Below are 19,725 nucleotides of genomic sequence, written 5' to 3'. Positions count from 1 at the left end.
GATCCTTCCGCTCCAACCAACCCTAACTCCTTTACAAATAACAGCAATGATTACGAAAACAGCCTAAATAAAAAATGAATAGAAGTAGCCAATAAGCCATTCTACTCTATTTTAATCAAAAAGGGACAAGCACCGTTACCTTTCCTAACCAGTTTCATAGGATATTACATCCTAGTTTAAGGAGGTTTACAAGGTGTTTGAATATTCTATGATCCAAATGGTGCGTACCCATGCTCATAAGCTAGACAAGCCATTGCGAGATAAAGTACTAAACCTTTACAAACCCTTTAAGTGGACACCCTGTGTGTTTCACAAGATATCTGATAAATATATTAAGAAGACGAAAAAATTGTCTATCATAATAGAATTTGAGAAAGGTTGCCATCATGAAGGATGTCAAGAAGTCGATCACGTATTCACGAAAAAAAGAGGCTGTAAAATAAGAAATGAGTTTTCTAGTGTTTCTTGTTGCAGCGCGGATATCACTCCAACTGTATTAGCGGATGTTCTTTCTAGCTGTAATCATATTAAAAAGATTTATTTAAACAGTGAAGTCAAAGCATTACTAGATACAGCTGTTGTTTCAGCAAATGCAAACAACGTTATTAGAAATGGAACTAAGCTAACAGGAAAAGGTGTGACGGTTGCCATTATTGATACAGGTATATACCCACATAAGGATCTATCAGGAAGGATTACTAATTTCGTAGACTTTATTAATCAAAAAACGGATCCATATGATGATAATGGTCACGGGACTCATTGCGCCGGTGATGCTGTAGGAAATGGTGCCGCTTCGTCAGGGCAGTATATGGGACCTGCACCAGAAGCGAATGTCGTAGGGGTAAAAGTATTAGATAAACAAGGTTCTGGTTCATTAGAGACGGTTATGCAGGGTGTAGAATGGTGTATCAACTATAATGAAGCAAATCCTGACGACAAAATTGATATCATTAGTATGTCATTAGGGTCAACAGCTCAACAATATGAGAATGAAGATGCTGATCCAATGGTGCAGATTGTTGAGCAAGCCTGGCAGAAAGGAATTGTCGTTTGTGTCGCGGCTGGGAATGAAGGTCCAGATCCTAGAACGATTTCTAGTCCGGGAATTAGTAATCAAGTGATAACAGTCGGAGCATTAGATGATAATAATACACCTGAAACAAAATCTGATGATGACGTTGCAAGCTTTTCAAGTAGGGGACCAACCATCTATGGATTAATTAAACCAGATCTTTTAGCTCCAGGTGTTGATATTGTTTCACTAAGATCACCCAATTCATATATTGATAAAATCCAGAAAGAAAGCCGGGTGGGTGAAGATTATGTAACATTATCTGGAACTTCGATGGCAACCCCGATTTGTGCCGGGGTAGCGGCATTGATTCTACAACAAAAACCAGATGCGACACCTCAAATGGTAAAAGAATTATTAATCATCCATTCAGATTCCTGGAAAGAAGGTGACCCTAATATATATGGGGCAGGGTATATAAATGCGGAGAAGTCGATACCAAAGTAGGTGTTAGGGCTTATCCATGGTACTTTAACGTGCTCTGGAATAGGCCCTTTTTATTATTCAAACATTTTCCCAACTTTTATCCCCGCTGCCCTCATAGGTCCCAGTGTCACAATCTTAGAAAGCTGTAAGGCCATTTCTTGAGGGGAGGGTTTCATGTCTTCCTTTAACCACCATTGAATGACACCGACAAAAGCGGAGCAAATAAAATGGACTATTAAATCTTTTGGTATCTCGAAGTCAGAGGAATGTACCCCTAAGTCCGTCATATTTTTACTGAACTTATTTCGAATCATGTCTTCGAGATCATTACGAAAATTGTAGACACCATGCTCTCCGAACATCACTTTGAAGAATGCATGATTTTTCTCCACACATTCATAGACATTTTTAATGGTTGATTGTAGTTTTCTAATTTTGACTTCTTTATCCTCGATGTGGTAGGCAGGATTTATGGCATTCATTAATTCTTCGATAATCGTGTTGCTCATTTTTTCAAGGAGATCAAACTTATCCTCATAATGAAGATAAAAGGTTGCCCTGTTGATGATAGCTTCATCTGCAATATCCTGAATGGTCACGGAGTCAAAGCCTTTTTGTTGAATTAATTTTAGAAATGCTTTATTGATATTTTTCCGAGTTCTTATTACGCGTAGGTCCGGTTTTTTGGTCATCATTCATTCTCCTCTCATTTTTTTTGTTCATTAAACAACATAACCCTAAATAGTTGTCGTATATCGAACATAATCATCATTATTGGATATTGAATGGCAGGAAAATTCTTTTATAATTACATCATATACAACAAGTTGTTAATTAATCAACAGATTGTCAAAAAATAAGGAGTGTTGTTTATGATGAAAAGCTTCTTTCAACAGAAACTATTTTGGGGTGGATTCGTTGGTATTCTGATTGCGGTTATCCTATTCACCTTTGCTTTTATGGGATCGACGGTAAATCCGACACCAAAAGAAATTCCGCTTGCTATTGTTGTTCAAGATGATGGTGTGGCTTTGCCGAATGGTCAACAATTGAACTTCGGTAAACGATTTCTAGAGCAAGTTAAAAAGAACGATAACGAGTCAATTGACTGGGCGTTTTTAGATAGTCGGGAAAAAGCGGTGGAAGGGATGAACGAGAAAGAATACTATGCCACCATTGTCATCCCAAGCAGTCTTTCTCAAAATATTTTTTCATTGTTAACCGAGCGTTCTGAAAAGCCTGAAGTCGAAATCCTGGTTAACGAAGGAATGAATGCTACAGGGGCTAAAATGGCTGGGCAGATGGCGAGTAGGATCCTATCGAATTTAAATACCCAAGTAGAGAATAATTTATATGAACAGGTTGAGTCTCAACAAATTCCATTATCAGTAGAAAAGTCAAAATTATTAACCCTACCCATTCAAGTTACTACTAGAACATTGAATTCAGTAGGAGAGCATAACGCTAATGGGAATACCCCTGCATTGTTTACTCAAATTCTTTGGTTAACAACATTTATAGGGTCGATGATTCTCTTTACAGCTATAAAAAAACTTGGGTTGGCAAAATGGACGATCTCGTCAATCACTAGCCAAATCCTTGGCGGGCTGCTTTTCGTTGTGTCAATTTGCGGACTTGTTTTTTGGTTTGCTGATGGTGTCCTAGATGTTTCGATTCCAAACGGTGGTGACATGTTTGCCCTTCTGTTGTTCATAGGGATGATGTTCTTCTTTATCCAGGGTGGATTATTAAACTGGATTGGCTATGCAGCAGCTCCGATATTCGTGTTACTCTTCTTTTTCTCGATGCCAGTCCTTACTCTGCCACCGGAAATGCTACCAGATATCACAAAGGATTGGCTGTATTCCTGGGTGCCATTCCGATTTAGTGTCGAAGCCTTTAAAGATGTATTATTCTTTGGGGTAAACCCATTAGATAAAGGTATAGGAGTCCTAGGCTATATTGGATTAGCGGGATTGATTATGATGCTATTAGCTCCATTTAAACCAGTGCGTGGGGAGGCAAAAACGAAGAATGTTAAAGTGGAGAAATGATGGGGAGGGATCCTGAGAGGCTTTCCCGTAAGAGGTCCGGAACCACTTTGCTTGTGTATCTTTTGAGGGTTTCTTCTATAGATTCAAGTTGTGGTTCCTGACATCTTGGTTTTCGTAAGGACCTATTTTGTTATTATATTTGTACTTCACTCATCAAAGCATGAGTGTTCCCATCTGTATCTTTAAAAAAGGTCATCCATGTCTCAGTTTGTCCCATTTTTGCCACTATGTGAGGTTCATCAATGAACGAAACGCCTTTTTTTATCAATTCCTGATATTTCTCCTTTATGTTGTCAATTTGAAAATAGATAACAGAGCTTGAATGAGCAAACTCACCCTTTTCAGGCAGGCTAAGGAGCAGGCGAATCCCATTGCATTCGAAGAACGCCATGTTATCTGTGTTAAATAGTAGCTGTAGTTCTAATACATCTTTATAAAATGAGATGGCTTTGTTTAAATCTTTTACTGGAATCCCGATTTGACCAACTTTTTCAATTGTGTTTCTCTCCAAAATCATCACACCCTTTGTTAAATTTCAATTTAATAGTAAAACAAAATGACGATTATTTCTTATCCAAAATCACTTTTTTTCGAAATGCTAATGGAGATAATCCTACATGCTGTTTAAACATTTTGCTAAACGAAACGGGATTATTGTAGCCTATTTTAAAAGAAATGTCTGTAATGTTGTCATCTAAATTACTTAATAGTTGAATGGCTTTTGAAACGCGTAATTCCATAATGTGCTGATGAGGCGATTTTCCAAAGATGTTAGAATAGTTTCTTAAAAGATGGTTTGGAGATAAGCAGGCAATCTGGGCAATATCTTCTAATTGTATTTGCTGTGTGTAGAACGATCGAATATAATCATGTGCTGTGTGAATTCGTCTGTATAATTCTTCACGAGTTGTAAATCGAAGTGCTTTTAATGAATGAACTTCTCTTAAGGTATCATTATGTATATGGAGGATTGTTTGCATAATCTTATGGAATTGTTCTTCTTTCCATAGAAGATCGTCCTGATAGAAAGGAATGCTAGTTTTTAACTTTTGTAATTGAGATGTAAGCAGTAAACTTTCTTGGTATGTTTTTTCAAAGAAGCCAATAGAGCGTCTTCTCTTATATGGATCTGAAAGGAGTGCATCTGGGGAATCTTCTAGACTCCTTGACACTTGTTCAGCAAACCCGCTTTTGAAAAAAATACAAAAAGACTCCACTACATTTTTATCCTCAATAGAAATCGTATACGGCCCCTCGTTAAGTAAAAGATACCTAGACTCATCAACGGCAAAAAAGCCTTTACTGGTTTTATAATGAGCATGGCCATTCGCAAACGTTTTAAGAGAAAGTTGCCCATCACCTTCCCAGTAGAATTCATTGCTAGTAGCATGTAATACATAGTTTGTTGAACTATTTATTCCCATGGTATCCCCCTTTAATAGAAGTTTCTATTAAAACTATTATACATAATAAATACCCCTTGGTCGTAAGGGGCGTTTGTTAATAAATATTTTTCGTGCCATAATGAACATCTTTGCACTATGCACAAAATTACACTAAGATTACCATACTAAAAACCTCAAACTCCGACCAATGAACTTTATATAAAAATTATCTGACCACAAGATAAAGTAATCATACGTTTTACCAGAGATCGTAATGGGGCGGGGGTATCTAACGATTAAAGCTGCCTGTCGGAACATCTCTGCCGGTTGATCAGACGATGGGAAAATAAACCTTGCCTCTTGTCCAGCCATTCTTGAACGGAAAATGAATGGTCTAGAACCATAAGGATTTAATTGATGGAAGGCTTCCTGTGAAGCCAGTTGATCAATACTTGCACCACCACTTGATAGAGCGGATATTTGAAAAAAACCATCATAGGAACCGTATCTCTCATCATATCCTGGAATCTTTGTCCAATGATAAGGATATTTTAGGATAATGTTATACACCGAATTGCGATAAAGCTTCATTGGGAAAAAAACATCTCTAGATGGATTAAAAGGATCGATTATCATAAGTACCTCCAATTTATCTTCTGTTTAGAATATGAGGAGGTCTATTTTAGTGTGTTTGTATTATAAAGTAATCTTGTTTTAACTCAAAAAAATATGTCGACAATTGTCGTTTGGTCAATATATTTACTGTTTTGGACAAATTATTATAGGTTATGGACAAATAATAGCCAATCATGGACAAATTAACCACGAAGATAGACAGAATATGGGGCGGAGAATTACTCTCAGCAAGAATAGGAACTAAAAACCCCATTTCGACAGCACATTCGCTATCGAAATGGGGTTTTTCATCAAAAATCAAATGACCACTTTGGATTTTTTACTAACTTCAATGTTACTTTCGGCGAATTCACTTTCGATTTCAGTCCGTACTTTCGTTTTCTTTGAAAACAGTCGGTAAACAGCCGGGATTAGGAAAAGAGTAATAATGGTTGCAAATAGTAAACCACCGATGATGGCTGTTGCCATTGGTGCCTGATAGTTACCAGATGAGCCGGTTGCTAGTGCTAATGGCAGCATTCCACCTACTGTTGTTAGGGTGGTCATAAAAATTGGGCGAATCCGGTTTTTACCTGCTTCAACAAGAGCATCCTGAATAGAGTTGCCTTCTTTTCGTAACTGATTCGTACGATCAATGAGCAGGATAGCGTTGTTTAAGACAATCCCGATTAGCATCACAATTCCCATTCCAGACATGATGCTAAGATCACGCTGTGTCATAAATAATCCAAGAATGACTCCTACTAATGTCATCGGAATGACGGACATAACGATGAGTGGATGACCGAGGTGGTTAAATTGAACGGCCATTACTAAATAGACTAAGAATATCGCAATTGCCAAAATGATGATCATTTCTTGGATTAATTCTTGCTGCTGCTCAAGGTCTCCAGCAACTGATACGGTATATCCAGTTGGTGTATCAAATTCGTCTATCACTCTTTGAACATCACGATTGATGGCCCCTAAGTCTCTTCCTTCAATATCTGCTGAGATAGAGATAAAGCGTTCACCATCGGTATGGGTAATTTCATTTGGTGTATCGACACTATTTAATGAGATAAAAGTGGAGAGTTTTTTCTCGCCTTTCGGTGTTGGCACCATTAAGTCTAGTAGAGCTGACTGTGTATCGGTTTTTTTATCCCATTTCACCATTAATGGAACGGATTCGTCATTCACATTCATTTCACTTACCTGCATTTGTAAAAATGCTTGCTCCATAAACTGTTTGATTTGTGATTGTGACAATCCTGCCTTTTCAATTTCTTTCGCTTTTAGTTCAATTACTTGTTCTACGGAAGTGCGTTCCATAGTGTTTGTGACCCCTACAATTCCTTCAATTCCTTTTAGTTCATTTATAAATTGATCTGAAATAACTTTAAGCTCCTCAAAGCTTTCCCCTTTAATATTCACTTGAACAGGGGAGCCGCCGCCGGCCATAGCGGATTGGACTGCCTCAATTGGCTGGGTTTCTTTGAGGTTCCGTAAAGCTTTAGAAATGTCTTCATTTACTTCCTTCTGACCGGTTGTAATGTCATCGCCTTTTGTCATATTAATAATGGTATAGAGGGAGGTTCCATTATCTAAGACATAATTTGACTCGACATCATGAACCGATTTAAGTGAATGATTAATTTCCTGTACCATTTCTTCTTTTTCTTCTAATGAAATGCCGCTCTCAATGTCGATGGCAACCTCCGTGTAGCGATTAAACATATCTGGCATGATAGTCATAGGGATTTTCGTAACCAGTAATAAAGAACCAACGAACATGAGGAAAAAGATGGTGATAACAGCAATACTATAACGTTTTTTCCTCACAATCCATGAAATTAGTTTTCTATACCCCCGAATAAATCTTCCTTCTTTACGAGCTTTCTTTTGTTCGCGGATTTTTAAGAATTTTTCCGATAGTGATGGAATGAGTGTGAACGAAATAATGACTGAGCTTATGAGGGTAATAGCTACAACGACAGACAGCATGATCATGAATTGACCCATATCTCCACCGAGCATTCCAATCGGTAAGAATACAACAATGGTCGTTAACATCGATGCGATAACGGCAGATGAAACTTCCTTTGTACCCTCTAAAACGGCATCAAGCTTTGATAAACCTTGTTCTTTCTTTCGATAAATGGATTCAAGTATAACAATAGAGGAGTCTACCATCATCCCAATCCCTAATCCTAAACCAATTAAGGTTAACATGTTAAAACTGTAATCCAATAACCACATTGTTGAAAAAGTTAGTAACACAGACGTAGGTATCGAAATCCCTACTATGATGGTCGCTCGGATATTACGTAGAAAAATCAAAAGGATGGCAAAGGCAATAACCGCCCCAATGATAATATTAGAGGTAACCCCATCAATTGATTCTTTTACATAGTCAGATTGAGCTACTATTTCATTTACATCAAAACCTTTAATTAAATCCTCATCACGAATGTCTTTTAGTTCTTCTCTAACTGCTTCAGTCATCTCGATTTGTGTATAATCTGAATTCCTGCCAACTTGAACTAGGACAAAATCCTTTGTGCCATTCTTCCATGCAAATGAAGAGCTTTCAATAGGATCTAAAGAAACATTTGCAATCTCGTCTAACTCAATAAATCCGTTTTGAGTGGGGATTTGAATGTTTTTAACATCATCAATTGTAGCTAACTTCGTGCTCCAACGAACCGAAGGAGAACCCTTGTCGTTGCTAAATTCTCCAATGGTTGATTCTGTATCAGTCTGCTGGATAGCAGCAATGACTTGTGAAGGATCTAGACCTTTTTTAGTCATTTCTCCTCGGTTAAACACAATGGACATTTCATGCTCTTGGATTCCAGATAGATCGACATCTCTTACTTCAGGTAATGCTTCTAATCTTGGTTCTAGTATATTTTTAGAGAATGCCGTCATTTTCTCCATTTCTCCACCAGATACATCCATGAACAATTCATAGCTTTGACTAGTTCCGTACTGCATGGCCATTACATCTTCTATACCGGAAATGTCTGAAGTGGTAGAGTTAACTAAAGCTTCAATTTCTTTAAATAATTCTTCTCCACGCCCACGTTCAAGTGTAATCATGAAAGTACTTCGCCCAATTAAGGTAGTCGTTTTAATATCTTCAACACCATCAATCCCTTGGATCTTTTGTTCTAATGGGGTAGTGATGGTTCGTTCGACTTCAATTGCGGCCATCTCACCTGCATTGATTTCAACAAAAGCACCATCCATATTTACAGAAGGCATTAGTTCTTTATCAAGTTTTACTATGGCAAAGCTTCCAACCATTAAAACCAGAACAACGATTAAACTAATTAAGATTTTCCTTTGAACAATAAATTTAAACAGACCCATCTCAACTCTCCTTTGATTCTAGCATTCAATACTTTCATAGCACCCAAGACCCAATTATAATACAAATATTGGATTTAAAAACCAATATAATGTAAAAAAATAATAAATTTCGGTAAGAATATTACCATTTTTTACATAATTGTCTACTAACCATCATATCTTGATTTTATAATCTTCATATCGAACCACAGACAGATTTTTTGTAAGACCTAAGACTTAGGGGGGTGTCCAAGCGCCTTTGGACAACCCCCAATAAAACTACAAACTATCCTTTACATTTTTAAAATAAGAGGATCGAATGGTTAAGAAATAAATCACTTGGATAATCGTACCCATATTTCGAAATATGAGATTGAAGCAATTCTGCTATTTTTATATCATCCTCAACCAGATCATTTTATACAAAAGCAACTCTCCCTTCTATTAATCCATCAATATAGTAGCTATAAGTGTTAACGACAACATTTCTTCCTTATTTTGGTTTATATGTCTAGTCTAGAAGTCATTCACACTCATGTAAGATGAGATTCTAGCAATCTTTTATTTAGGCTGCCCTTTTTAATAGTAGGTGTGCATTTGTATTAAGCATGCCCAACGACTCTACATAGAATATTTTGTAAAGTACTTTACTACTAAATTTAAAAAGAGGTGTAATGATATGCCAAAAAATTCTCCTGGAAATAAAGGAAATGGAGGAGGCAATGGAGGCTTTGACTTCTTTGATCTCCTATTAGTCCTATTACTAGTTGCTTTCTTTATTTTCCTAGCAATTGAACCTATTGTTTCAATTATTATTGCTCTTGTATTACTAGTGTTGCTAGTTTTAAATCAAATTTTCAATGACTAATAAAACTAGTTAATCTAAAAATTTGTTACTAGCTAATTCTAAGGAATAATGAAATCCTGGGGAATTATAGTATATTGATAATTCTCTAGGGTTTTCTACTATGTATTTATCGAAACTACTACTTTAACAAGTAAGGAGGGTAAAAAGATGACACCTTCAGATAGTGGAAATAACGGAAATCTAGGTGAATTAATAAAAGGGTTTGCCATGAAATTTATAAAACATAATAACATAGCATCAGACCCGACATCGATCATGAATCTTGTGAAATCAATGGGGATTGATACTGCATTAGGACAATCTAATTCATCGAATACAAATGCACTTAAGAATATAGTTGATTCGTTGGATTTAAATTCTGTTATGGGACAATTAAATTCAAATGGTTTGGATTCGGTTATAAATAATTTAGATTCAAATATTGTCAATTCAATCTTAGGGCAAGTAGATACAGAGGAGATCAATTCGATTATTGGAAAATTAAATACAAAGGATAATGGATCGATTCTGGATCAATTAGATTCAAACGATATTAATTCGCTTTTGAAACAAGTAAAATCAATCGATATTAGCTCAATTCTTGGCCAATTCAATTCAGTTGATATGAGTGCGCTTCTAAATAAATTCAAATCTATGTTTGATGAAGATATGTTAGATCAATTATTAAAAATTAAAACAACTCTACCCAAAGGTGGACTTACGAACTTTAAGAAAAATGTATCTATTGAACCGATGGTAGAAAAAGTAAAGGATAATAAAATCACAAAAAATATTTCATTTGATGATTTAATCGCACAAAATGAAAAACTGAAGAATGAAATAAATGAGATTAAAAAAGTATTAATTAGAGGTTTTTACGATGCATAAGAAGGATTTGATCCCCAAAAAAGTGTCAAGAACTAGGACTTCGAAAAATGGATGAGCCCTCTTCCTGAATTATTGAGAATAGAACAAGTCAATGGTTCCGGACATTTTTTGATCAATCTGAGGAGGACTAGCATGGATGAGTGCGGTCCTTTTTTGTTAGGAGAGTGTATAGGAAAAATATTGCCTTTGGCGAAAAAAATGCTGTATTTTGTCGAATGGTCAATATATTGCCTTCAACGGACAAAAAACCGCTAATAACGGATGATAAAACACTATTTCGGACAAATGATCATCCAAAATGGACAAATTATTAAGTAGGTCCCTGATTCTGTAAAAAAAGTGACCTAAAGTGCTGGAACTTCAACCTGGCACTTTAGGTCATCTATCTTCTTTATTTCCTGCGAGTACTCTGACGCTGATTGGCTGCATTGGCTCGTGCTTGAGCTTCTAGATCTTCTTGGTCTGCAAGTTCTCTAGAATACTCCTCGTCAATCCCATCCGACTTTAATTGTTTAGGAACTTGAGGAAGTTTGTTTTTATTTTTGTCACGCGTTTTTTGTCCATGTGCTCTACCCAATACGACCGACCCCTCTCAGATAATAAAGGTACGAAAAGCAATCATTGCTCTTCGTACCTTTATTATCTGTAGAATATCTTTTTTTTATGAAAAACTTTAATGCTTTTTGTTCGTATAACCGCCAGCTCTGTCCGCGGATTTAAATTCTCTTGAATAGGTAACTTCCTGAGCACTGGACAATACAGATTTTACCTTATCTCTTTTCTTTTTCTCCATTGAAGAACACATCCTTTCATCAGTGGGATATATTTCTATTTTTCCCTACTGAAAAAAGTTCATACTTCAATCTTGATTCTTATAAATATTTACTAATGCCTTTTCAAGGGATGGATACATGAATGAGAATCCATGATCCATCAGTACTGAAGGAATAACTTTTTGACCTTCCAAAACTAACGTGCTCATTTCCCCTAATACAGCTTTGATTACAAAAGAAGGAGTGGGAAACCAATGAGGTCTATTGATAACTTTAGCTAAGATTTGACCAAGTTCTTTCATCGTAACAGGTGAAGGGGCAGTAATATTTACTGGACCTTGAATATCATTCGTTTCAAGTGTGAACCTAATGGCTCTAACTGTATCTTTTAGATGAATCCAGCTCGCCCACTGTTCTCCTGAACCGATTGTTCCTCCGGCGAAAAGTTTGTAAGGGATAGCGATTCGTGGAAGTGCACCATCTTCTTTTCCTAAAATGATCCCAAACCGAGTATATACCGTTCGTACTCCTAAATTAATGGCTTCGCTTGCTTCTTCTTCCCATCGTTTTACGGTCTGAGCAAGGAAGTCATTAGCTATGTCCTGAGATGTTTCTGTATGGGTGATTAATTTCGATGGTTGATAATACCCAATTGCACTTGCATGAATAAACGTATGTGGTTGTATGATTTTTACCAATCGAATCATTTCTCGAGTCGCTTCAATTCTACTTTCTAAAATTCGTTGTTTTCGTTTAGCCGTCCATCTTCCGCTATTAATTGATTCTCCGGCAAGGTTAATAAATGCATCAATGTTTACAAGTTCTTTCTCTGGTTTAGCTCCGTCTTTTACCCATTGAATATGGTGAACCTTTTCTGAATCATTCTGTTTTTCTGGACTACGAGTAAGAATAAAAACCTCATGCCCATATGAGATTAATTCCTCTGTTAATGCATTCCCAATAAATCCCGTTCCACCTGAAATGACAACTCTCATTTTCATCCCTCCAGTTGATATCTATTTATCTAATCACTATGTTAAAGTAAAAATGAGGTGAAGGCATTTGAAAACGATAACGAAAATGACAAAACAGGTTAAAAATGATGAGAGATATAATATTTTTATCGATAATCAATACGCTTTTAGTGTTGATGAAGAAGTTCTTGCTCGCTACGGGCTGCTAAAGGGAAAAGAGATTGACGACTTGTTGATAGCTGAAATCCAATATGAGGATGATATTAGGAAGGGATTTCATTCTGCCATCCAATATCTTTCTTTTCGGATGAGAACGGAAAAAGAAGTCAAAGAGTACCTAATGAAAAAAGAGGTCGAAGAAACACTTGTTCAAGAAGTGATTCACAAGCTTCATGAATACGGATATCTTAATGATGAAGATTTTGCCCAATCTTTTTTAAATACATACATACGAACTTCTGATAAGGGACCAGATTGGGTCAAGACAGAACTGGTGAATAAAGGTGTACATCAAGAAATCATTGAAAAGGTTTTGAGAAGTTATCCTGAAGAACTTCAGATTGAAAAAGCAATAGATTTAACGGAAAAACTAGTGAAGAAGTACAAGAAAGAGTCTTCAGTACAAGCAAAACAAAAAGTCGAGCAAAATCTTATAAGAAAAGGGTATTCCTCCTCGATCATTAGAATGGCTTGGGAGGAGGCATCTACAGAAAAAAATGCGGATGAAGAGTGGGAAGCCCTTTATAAACAAGCACAGAAAGCACATCAACGTATTAGTAAAAAAGCTACCGGCTTTGAATATAAGCAAAAAATGAAACAGACTTTATATCGAAAAGGTTTTCCCCTAGAGAGCATTGATAAAGTATTAGACGAAATAGAGGAGGAATGACTTTGAGAGTCTTCCCTCTCTTATTTTGATTGTTTCGAAAAATAGGTGAAACTAAGTCGGCTAAAAGGTCTTTCATTAGAGTAAGGAAGCCCGAATTAGATCGAGCAACAAGAAAAGGGGCTTTCATAAGAGTTATGAACGCCCATAAAAAGTCGGTACGCAAGAAAAAAGTCGTTCATTAGGGTGATGAAGGCCCGAATGAGGTCGAGCAACAAGAAAAAGGGCTTTCATAAGAGCTATGAACGCCCAAACAAAGTCGGTACGCAAGAAAAAGGTCGTTCATTAGGGTGATGAAGGCCCGAATGAGGTCGAGCAACAAGAAAAAGGACTTTCATAAGAGCTATGAACGCCTAAACAAAGTCGGTACGCAAGAAAAAAGTCGTTCATTAGGGTGATGAAGGCCCGAATGAGGTCGAGCAACATGAAAAAGGGCTTTCATAAGAGCTATGAACGCCCAAACAAAGTCGGTACGAAAGAAAAAGGTCGTTCATTAGGGTAATGAAGGCCCGAATGAGGACGAGCAACCAGAAAAAGGTCTTTCATAAGAGCTATGAACGCCCAAAAAAAGTCGGTACTCAAGAAAAAGGTCGTTCATTAGAGTGATGAAGGCCCGACTAAGGTCGAGCAATTATAGAATGGTCTTTCATATGAGCTATGAACGCTTTAAGTTGTCTCAAAAAAGGTCTTTCTTTAAAAGCAACATTTCTATTTCTTCGATTCAATTACAATCTTGTCCTTCATAGGGAGCTCTTTTAAAATCATTTCAGCAACATCTTTTGGAGTCCGCATTCGACTTTTATCAGTGATATGATCTGATTCATCCCAAAATGGCGTGTCCATTCCACCCATATAGGCATTCACAATTTTTAATGCATCACCTTCGTATTCCTTTTGTAAACTCTCGGAAAAGCCTCTTAAAGCGAATTTGCTCGATACGTATAAGGCTTCATTTTTCTTTCCGCGCAGTCCTGCTGTAGAGATAATATTTAGAATCGTGCCAGTTGAATTTTTTAAAAACATCGGTAAAAAGCTTTTGGTTAAATAAATTGATCCAAATACATTCGTCTGGAACATTTCTAGGAGTTGTTGATCAGTGGATTCTAAAATTGGACCAAAATAACCAACACCAGCATTGTTTATCAGCATTTCTACATCATGATTCTCGTTGATTTCACATACTGTCTTTTTCACTTCAGCATGTGCCGTTATATCTAAAACATAATAACTTGCTTCTCCGCCATTTTTTTTTATGATTTCACTAGTCTCTAAAAGTTTTTTTTCTGTTCGACCCAGAAGGATCGCTTGCATACCTTTTTTCGAAAGCAGGACACCAAGCTCTTTGCCAAGCCCTGAGCCGCCACCAGAGATTACGACAGACTTCATTTTTCTCATCCTTTCAATTTTAAAACCTTTTTTTATTTTATCATTTTCTCTATACTTATTCTGATGGAGGGATCAATATGGAACAAGAAAAAAGATATAGTGAATTAACTGAATACCAATTAAAACAAGAAATTGCAGAGCTTAAAGAGAAAGCTCGTAAAGCGGAGCAACTTGGCATTGTAAATGAATTTGCTGTATTAGAACGTAAAGCACTTATGGCAGAAGCCTATTTATTAGATCCCAATGATTTTTCAGCAGGTGAAATTTATGGCATTGAAGGGGATCCTGGAACTTATTTTAAAATAGACTATTTAAATGGAGTGTTTGCTTGGGGATACCGTCTTGGTGGGGATGGAAAAGAAGAGGCGCTGCCCATTTCACTTTTAACTAGAAAAAAATCATCATGAGCTAAAGAAACAAGGGGACAATTCCACCTTGTTTCTTTAGCTTTTGTTTACTTTCTGCATCTAGCTCCAACGGCAAGATCTAGCCGCTCCGTTTTATGATCTTTTTCTTGTTTGTGCCTCAAGTATAATCAAATCTTGAGATTGGGTCGTTTGCCCATTCGCTTGAGAGTGAGCATGTTTTGGGTTATACCAGCCTTTGTTAAAGGGGCTGCTGTATTTATTATTGTAAAAATTATTTTTCATGTTACCCATTACGATTACCCCCTAATGTTTTAATTCATTAAATCATTAGGCTTCCCATTAGTGGAAGACTAGGTTTCAAACATGATCTTAAAGAAACTAAATGGAATCGTGTTCTCTCTGGTTCGATGCGTGCATCCGCTCTTGTGGGTGAGTATTGGTGGTCCCATTTGCACGCTTAGAGGCATATTCGGCTTTGGCTCTTGGTTCTCCTTCAAATTTGTTATTGTTTTGATTTGGAAAACCTTTTACTTTATTTCTCATGATTAGCCTCCTAAAAATAAAAGTGGAGATGCCTGGATCAATATAGGCACTGGAACTAGACAAGAAATTTAGAAAATCGTGAAGAAGTCATGGTAAAAAACTTCATCACGTACTTTTAGTATGATATATTTAATGTTTATTATCACAAGTGGAAGTCATTAAATTATGGGAATGGAGGGGATAAAATGGAGAAGGTTTTTGAGTCATTAACTAATTTATTACTTCAGCATAATCGAAATATAAATGAACAACGTGCACGAACATGGGTAGAATTACTTTGGGAAGATTTTGAAACCACTTATGCTAAAGCAGGCTATCAATACAAAGGAAAAGAAGTGACAGAAAAAGTCGTAAGACAATGGATTACTCAATATGGGAGCAAACTCCATGAATTCGCTGCGTTAAATCCAAAATATGCGCATCTTTTGACTGACGATGAAGAATTAAAACATTAAAAACACCAGTGGGGAATGTCCCATTGGTGTTTTTTAATCTGGAATGATTTCCAACTTCTTCCTTAACTTTTCTTCACTAAAAATCCAACCGGTATATGAACCGACAATATTAAATTCATTATCCAATTGAACAACCGCAACAAATGGATAATGCCCATTACTTCTATATCTTAGGTCAATAAATTTAACTTCATAAAAATCTTCATATTCATCAATTTCCCATCTATATACAGGTGAAAAGGATAGAAAGGCAGCCAGGTTTTTGTCGTGTTTAGCAGCGTGGATGACTGCATGATCTGGGATCTCTACTCTTTTGTATTCATCAAAGATGGTAATCGATCTTCCATAAGCTCTGGCGACATAAAAATGCTCCCTGGTAATAATTGCTAGTCTCCATTGGTAAAATTTAATCGTTGGAGAAACAATAATTTTTTCAGCATTTGGGATTCTCTTTTTTACAGCTGTTTTGACTGCATGTTGAACCTGAAAACGGATCAAATAGTAAATGAATATCACAAAGTATATCGCTATAAAGGTATAACCCGGGTGAAAATCGAATCCCCAAAGAATTAAACCAACGATATGAATTCCAAATATAAAGGGATCAAACGTATTGATCACACCTAACGCAACCCATTTAGACGAGAATGGTCGTAATGCTTGCGTGCCATATGCGTTAAATATGTCTACAAATACATGCAGGATGACGGCACCAAATGTCCATAACCATAAATGAAGCAAATTTGCTTCAGGAAAGAATGGGTAGATAACGGCTAATATAACTAATGGCCAGAGTATTACGGCAGGTATACTATGGGTAATGCCGCGATGGTGGCGTATATAAACAGCGTTATTTCTTAGTTTTAAAACGGTATCAATATCAGGAATCTGAGAGCCGATAAGGCTTGCAATTAAAATACTTTGTGATGTAGCTGTACTTTCAGCTACTACAGGATCTAATGTCGCAAGCCCTCCAATAGCAAAGCCCATTACGACATGTGTACCAGTATCCAAATAGGGATCCTCCTTTAGTTAAGGTCTATTTTTTATTGTTGAATATCTTTACTTTTCTACCTTTTCCTAATATAATTCCGCTTTTGTATTGTTTTTGAACATGATATGGTAAAAAGGAGAAGATTACAATGACTATTTCGTTACAAATGTCTATGTTTAAGAATGACTTCGCAAATTAAATTACTGCTAGTCAGGAAGTGTATTTCCTAAATCATTCGTGTGCTTGATGTCATAAGGGAGAGGTCGGACTCGAGTGAAATGGGTGAAATGCCAATTTCTTTATTAGAAATCTCCCCGCTTATTAAAAACAACATAAGACAGACATTTATAAAAACTAAAGTATTATATTATATTCCCTAAATTCGAAGTGGTTTAACATTTTGGAGGTACAAAATTGAAAGAAAATACATTAAAACATATAGAACATACGGATATTACTCAGTTCCAATCCGATCTTATTGGATGGTTTACAGAGGAACAGAGAGACCTTCCATGGAGAAAAGACCAAGATCCCTATAAAGTTTGGGTATCAGAAATCATGCTCCAGCAGACACGGGTTGATACGGTCATTCCGTATTTTTTGAATTTTATTGATAAGTTTCCAACAGTTGCTACACTAGCCGCTGCACCAGAAGAGGAAGTTCTAAAAGCGTGGGAAGGGCTAGGGTATTATTCAAGAGTACGAAATTTACAAAGTGCTGTAAAAGAAGTTCATGAACAGTATAATGGTCAAGTGCCTAATACTCCTAACGAAATATCAAAACTTAAAGGAGTAGGACCCTATACAGCAGGCGCCATTTTAAGTATTGCTTATGGGATACCTGAGCCTGCTGTAGATGGAAATGTCATGCGAGTCTTGTCACGTATTCTTTCCATCTGGAAGGACATTGCAAAACCTTCCTCCCGAAAAGTATTTGAAGAGGCCATTCGTAAATTGATTTCACATGAGAACCCATCGTTTTTTAATCAAGCTTTAATGGAATTAGGCGCCTTAATCTGTACTCCCACTTCTCCAAAATGTTTACTCTGCCCTGTACGTGAACATTGCCATGGATTCCATGAAGGGGTTCAGAATGAGCTTCCGATCAAAACCAAAAAGAAAAGCACTCGATCGGTGTCATTAGCAGCAGCAGTCCTTGTAAACGAAAATGGTGAATTCCTTATCCATAAGCGCCCTAGTACAGGCCTTCTAGCGAATCTTTGGGAATTTCCAAATTGTGAAATAGGCGATTTTTCCACTGCCAGAAAGCAATTAGAACAGTTCCTTCTAACTGAATATGGGCTGCAAGTAGATTTGGAAAATGGTGTGAAAACGAAAATTGACCATATCTTTTCACATCTTAAATGGAATATAAATGTATATTTCGGTAAAATAAATCAGAGTGACCAACCAAACGATTCTTCAATGGAAATAGTAACAGAAGAAGAGCTTGCAAAATATGCTTTCCCTGTGTCACATCAAAAAATTTGGAAGTGTTATGTAGACGAAAGAGGCATCCTGAATTAGGGTTGGAACCACAACATCATTATATAGATGAAAGTTAGTAAAATTCTACATATTGAACATTATGTGGTTCCGGACGAATATCTTATTTTGAATTAGTCGTATGAAATTTTGGTACCGTGTGTATAATCGGCTTCACCATGATTTAACCCGCCACGGTTTTCGATTTCTTCAACAATTTCTCTATGGATGGTTTGTCCTTCACTGTTTAAGTAAGGGACAACTTGTTGGAGTGCATGATGGAAAAAGGCCAATTCACTACTTTTCCATTCTTGTTTAGACATCATCGATAACTCAGTCATGTCTCTTCCAACGTACATATTAATCACTCCTTGTAGTTTTTTATAGTGTTTGTAATTACAGCTTGTTTATGCTCGAATAAACAATGAACAATGGAATGAAAGGATGTTTAAACATGTCTCAAAAAGTGGCATTAGTAACAGGAAGTAGTAGAGGAGTAGGAAAGGCTATTGCGCTTCGATTAGCAGAACAAGGTTATGATATTGTTGTGAATTATGCACGTAGTAAGAAAGCAGCCTTGGAAACAGTAGAAGCAATTGAGAAGCTTGGAAAAAAAGCGATGCTTGTCAGAGCAAATGTTGGAGATGTAGAGAAAATTAAAGGAATGTTTGCCGAGATAACAGAAGAATTCGGCCGATTAGATGTATTCATATCTAATGCAGCCTCTGGTGTTCTCCGTCCTGCAATGGAATTAGAAGAATCTCATTGGGACTGGACAATGAATATAAATAGTAAGGCTTTGCTTTTTTGTGCTCAAGAAGCGGCTAAATTAATGGACAAAGGTGGTAAAATCGTAAGCATCAGTTCATTAGGATCGATTCGATACTTGGATAACTACACAACTGTAGGAGTATCAAAAGCAGCAGTAGAGGCACTTACACGCTATTTAGCAGTAGAACTTTCTCCTAAAAATATCGTCGTAAATGCAGTATCTGGTGGTGCCATTGATACTGAGGCGTTAAAACACTTCCCGAATCGAGAAGAGCTTCTTGAAGATGCTAGAAAGAACACACCCGCAGGAAGAATGGTAGAGATTGAAGATCTTGTAAACTCCGTGCTATTTTTAGTATCAGACCAAGCGTCGATGATTAGAGGACAAACGATTATTGTCGATGGTGGCCGTTCACTTTTAGTATAAGAAAAAATTTCCTGAACTT

General features: G+C 36.7%; 22 protein-coding genes. 9 read left to right on the top strand and 13 right to left on the bottom strand.

Annotated elements, in window-relative coordinates; genetic code table 11:
• The first annotated feature begins 193 nt into the window (after positions 1-193).
• The gene (locus tag JOC86_RS17915) at positions 194-1,522 is read left to right on the top strand and encodes a S8 family serine peptidase (RefSeq protein WP_205174320.1); all 1,329 of its coding nucleotides are present in this window, start codon (positions 194-196) and stop codon (positions 1,520-1,522) included.
• 53 nt (positions 1,523-1,575) lie between these two features.
• On the opposite strand, the gene JOC86_RS17910 is transcribed toward JOC86_RS17915, so the two are convergent.
• A complete protein-coding gene (locus JOC86_RS17910; protein ID WP_205174319.1) occupies positions 1,576-2,193 on the bottom strand; it encodes a TetR/AcrR family transcriptional regulator in 618 nt (205 codons plus the stop codon).
• A gap of 180 nt (positions 2,194-2,373) precedes the next feature.
• Between JOC86_RS17910 and JOC86_RS17905 the strand changes: the two genes are divergently transcribed.
• Complete coding sequence (locus JOC86_RS17905) at positions 2,374-3,555, top strand: YhgE/Pip domain-containing protein (RefSeq protein ID WP_205174318.1); 1,182 nt, start codon at positions 2,374-2,376, stop codon at positions 3,553-3,555.
• A gap of 133 nt (positions 3,556-3,688) precedes the next feature.
• On the opposite strand, the gene JOC86_RS17900 is transcribed toward JOC86_RS17905, so the two are convergent.
• The 4 genes from JOC86_RS17900 to JOC86_RS17885 form a co-directional block, all read right to left on the bottom strand.
• Complete coding sequence (locus JOC86_RS17900) at positions 3,689-4,066, bottom strand: VOC family protein (RefSeq protein ID WP_205174317.1); 378 nt, start codon at positions 4,064-4,066, stop codon at positions 3,689-3,691.
• 52 nt (positions 4,067-4,118) lie between these two features.
• Complete coding sequence (locus JOC86_RS17895) at positions 4,119-4,979, bottom strand: helix-turn-helix domain-containing protein (RefSeq protein WP_205174316.1); 861 nt, start codon at positions 4,977-4,979, stop codon at positions 4,119-4,121.
• A 138-nt stretch (positions 4,980-5,117) separates the two neighbouring features.
• Complete coding sequence (locus JOC86_RS17890) at positions 5,118-5,576, bottom strand: peptidase M56 (protein ID WP_205174315.1); 459 nt, start codon at positions 5,574-5,576, stop codon at positions 5,118-5,120.
• Positions 5,577-5,873: 297 nt separating this feature from the next.
• The gene (locus tag JOC86_RS17885; RefSeq protein WP_205174314.1) at positions 5,874-8,930 is read right to left on the bottom strand and encodes an efflux RND transporter permease subunit; all 3,057 of its coding nucleotides are present in this window, start codon (positions 8,928-8,930) and stop codon (positions 5,874-5,876) included.
• Between the two features lie 658 nt (positions 8,931-9,588).
• Here JOC86_RS17885 and JOC86_RS17880 point away from each other — a divergent pair.
• On the top strand, positions 9,589-9,777 hold the full coding sequence (locus JOC86_RS17880; RefSeq protein ID WP_205174313.1) for a hypothetical protein: 189 nt from the start codon (positions 9,589-9,591) through the stop codon (positions 9,775-9,777).
• Positions 9,778-9,924: 147 nt separating this feature from the next.
• Positions 9,925-10,644 (top strand): hypothetical protein, encoded by a 720-nt coding sequence (locus JOC86_RS17875; RefSeq protein ID WP_205174312.1) that lies wholly within the window; start codon positions 9,925-9,927, stop codon positions 10,642-10,644.
• Positions 10,645-11,035: 391 nt separating this feature from the next.
• Here JOC86_RS17875 and JOC86_RS17870 read toward each other — a convergent pair whose 3' ends face one another.
• From JOC86_RS17870 to JOC86_RS17860, 3 genes are all read right to left on the bottom strand, one after another.
• Complete coding sequence (locus JOC86_RS17870; RefSeq protein ID WP_205174311.1) at positions 11,036-11,221, bottom strand: YfhD family protein; 186 nt, start codon at positions 11,219-11,221, stop codon at positions 11,036-11,038.
• Between the two features lie 96 nt (positions 11,222-11,317).
• On the bottom strand, positions 11,318-11,437 hold the full coding sequence (locus JOC86_RS17865) for a YfhE family protein (protein ID WP_205174310.1): 120 nt from the start codon (positions 11,435-11,437) through the stop codon (positions 11,318-11,320).
• A 66-nt stretch (positions 11,438-11,503) separates the two neighbouring features.
• Positions 11,504-12,412, bottom strand: coding sequence for a TIGR01777 family oxidoreductase (locus JOC86_RS17860; protein WP_205174309.1), 909 nt, complete (start codon positions 12,410-12,412; stop codon positions 11,504-11,506).
• Positions 12,413-12,479: 67 nt separating this feature from the next.
• Here JOC86_RS17860 and recX point away from each other — a divergent pair, with 67 nt between their 5' ends.
• Positions 12,480-13,280, top strand: coding sequence for a recombination regulator RecX (recX, locus tag JOC86_RS17855; RefSeq protein ID WP_205174308.1), 801 nt, complete (start codon positions 12,480-12,482; stop codon positions 13,278-13,280).
• Positions 13,281-13,985: 705 nt separating this feature from the next.
• Here recX and JOC86_RS17850 read toward each other — a convergent pair.
• On the bottom strand, positions 13,986-14,663 hold the full coding sequence (locus JOC86_RS17850; RefSeq protein WP_205174307.1) for an SDR family NAD(P)-dependent oxidoreductase: 678 nt from the start codon (positions 14,661-14,663) through the stop codon (positions 13,986-13,988).
• A gap of 77 nt (positions 14,664-14,740) precedes the next feature.
• On the opposite strand from JOC86_RS17850, the gene JOC86_RS17845 reads away from it, so the two are divergent.
• Complete coding sequence (locus JOC86_RS17845) at positions 14,741-15,070, top strand: YfhH family protein (protein ID WP_205174306.1); 330 nt, start codon at positions 14,741-14,743, stop codon at positions 15,068-15,070.
• 93 nt (positions 15,071-15,163) lie between these two features.
• Here JOC86_RS17845 and JOC86_RS17840 read toward each other — a convergent pair whose 3' ends face one another.
• Both JOC86_RS17840 and JOC86_RS17835 read right to left on the bottom strand, forming a co-directional pair.
• Positions 15,164-15,322 (bottom strand): YpzG family protein, encoded by a 159-nt coding sequence (locus tag JOC86_RS17840; protein ID WP_205174305.1) that lies wholly within the window; start codon positions 15,320-15,322, stop codon positions 15,164-15,166.
• Between the two features lie 87 nt (positions 15,323-15,409).
• Positions 15,410-15,574, bottom strand: coding sequence for a small, acid-soluble spore protein K (locus JOC86_RS17835; RefSeq protein WP_205174304.1), 165 nt, complete (start codon positions 15,572-15,574; stop codon positions 15,410-15,412).
• Between the two features lie 185 nt (positions 15,575-15,759).
• Between JOC86_RS17835 and JOC86_RS17830 the strand changes: the two genes are divergently transcribed.
• Positions 15,760-16,029 (top strand): YfhJ family protein, encoded by a 270-nt coding sequence (locus tag JOC86_RS17830; protein WP_205174303.1) that lies wholly within the window; start codon positions 15,760-15,762, stop codon positions 16,027-16,029.
• A 33-nt stretch (positions 16,030-16,062) separates the two neighbouring features.
• Here the strand turns inward: JOC86_RS17830 and JOC86_RS17825 are convergent, their stop codons facing one another.
• A complete protein-coding gene (locus JOC86_RS17825; protein ID WP_205174302.1) occupies positions 16,063-17,043 on the bottom strand; it encodes a metal-dependent hydrolase in 981 nt (326 codons plus the stop codon).
• Positions 17,044-17,437: 394 nt separating this feature from the next.
• On the opposite strand from JOC86_RS17825, the gene mutY reads away from it, so the two are divergent.
• Complete coding sequence (gene mutY, locus JOC86_RS17820; protein WP_205174301.1) at positions 17,438-18,550, top strand: A/G-specific adenine glycosylase; 1,113 nt, start codon at positions 17,438-17,440, stop codon at positions 18,548-18,550.
• A 92-nt stretch (positions 18,551-18,642) separates the two neighbouring features.
• On the opposite strand, the gene JOC86_RS17815 is transcribed toward mutY, so the two are convergent.
• Positions 18,643-18,867, bottom strand: a complete 225-nt coding sequence (locus JOC86_RS17815) for a hypothetical protein (RefSeq protein WP_205174300.1) — start codon at positions 18,865-18,867, stop codon at positions 18,643-18,645.
• Between the two features lie 95 nt (positions 18,868-18,962).
• Between JOC86_RS17815 and fabL the strand changes: the two genes are divergently transcribed.
• Complete coding sequence (gene fabL / locus JOC86_RS17810; protein ID WP_205174299.1) at positions 18,963-19,706, top strand: enoyl-[acyl-carrier-protein] reductase FabL; 744 nt, start codon at positions 18,963-18,965, stop codon at positions 19,704-19,706.
• The last annotated feature ends 19 nt before the right edge of the window (positions 19,707-19,725 follow it).

Source organism: Rossellomorea pakistanensis, assembly GCF_016908495.1.
GTDB classification, from domain to species: Bacteria; Bacillota; Bacilli; order Bacillales; family Bacillaceae_B; genus Rossellomorea; species Rossellomorea pakistanensis.
This window is presented reverse-complemented; position numbering and strand designations above follow the sequence as displayed.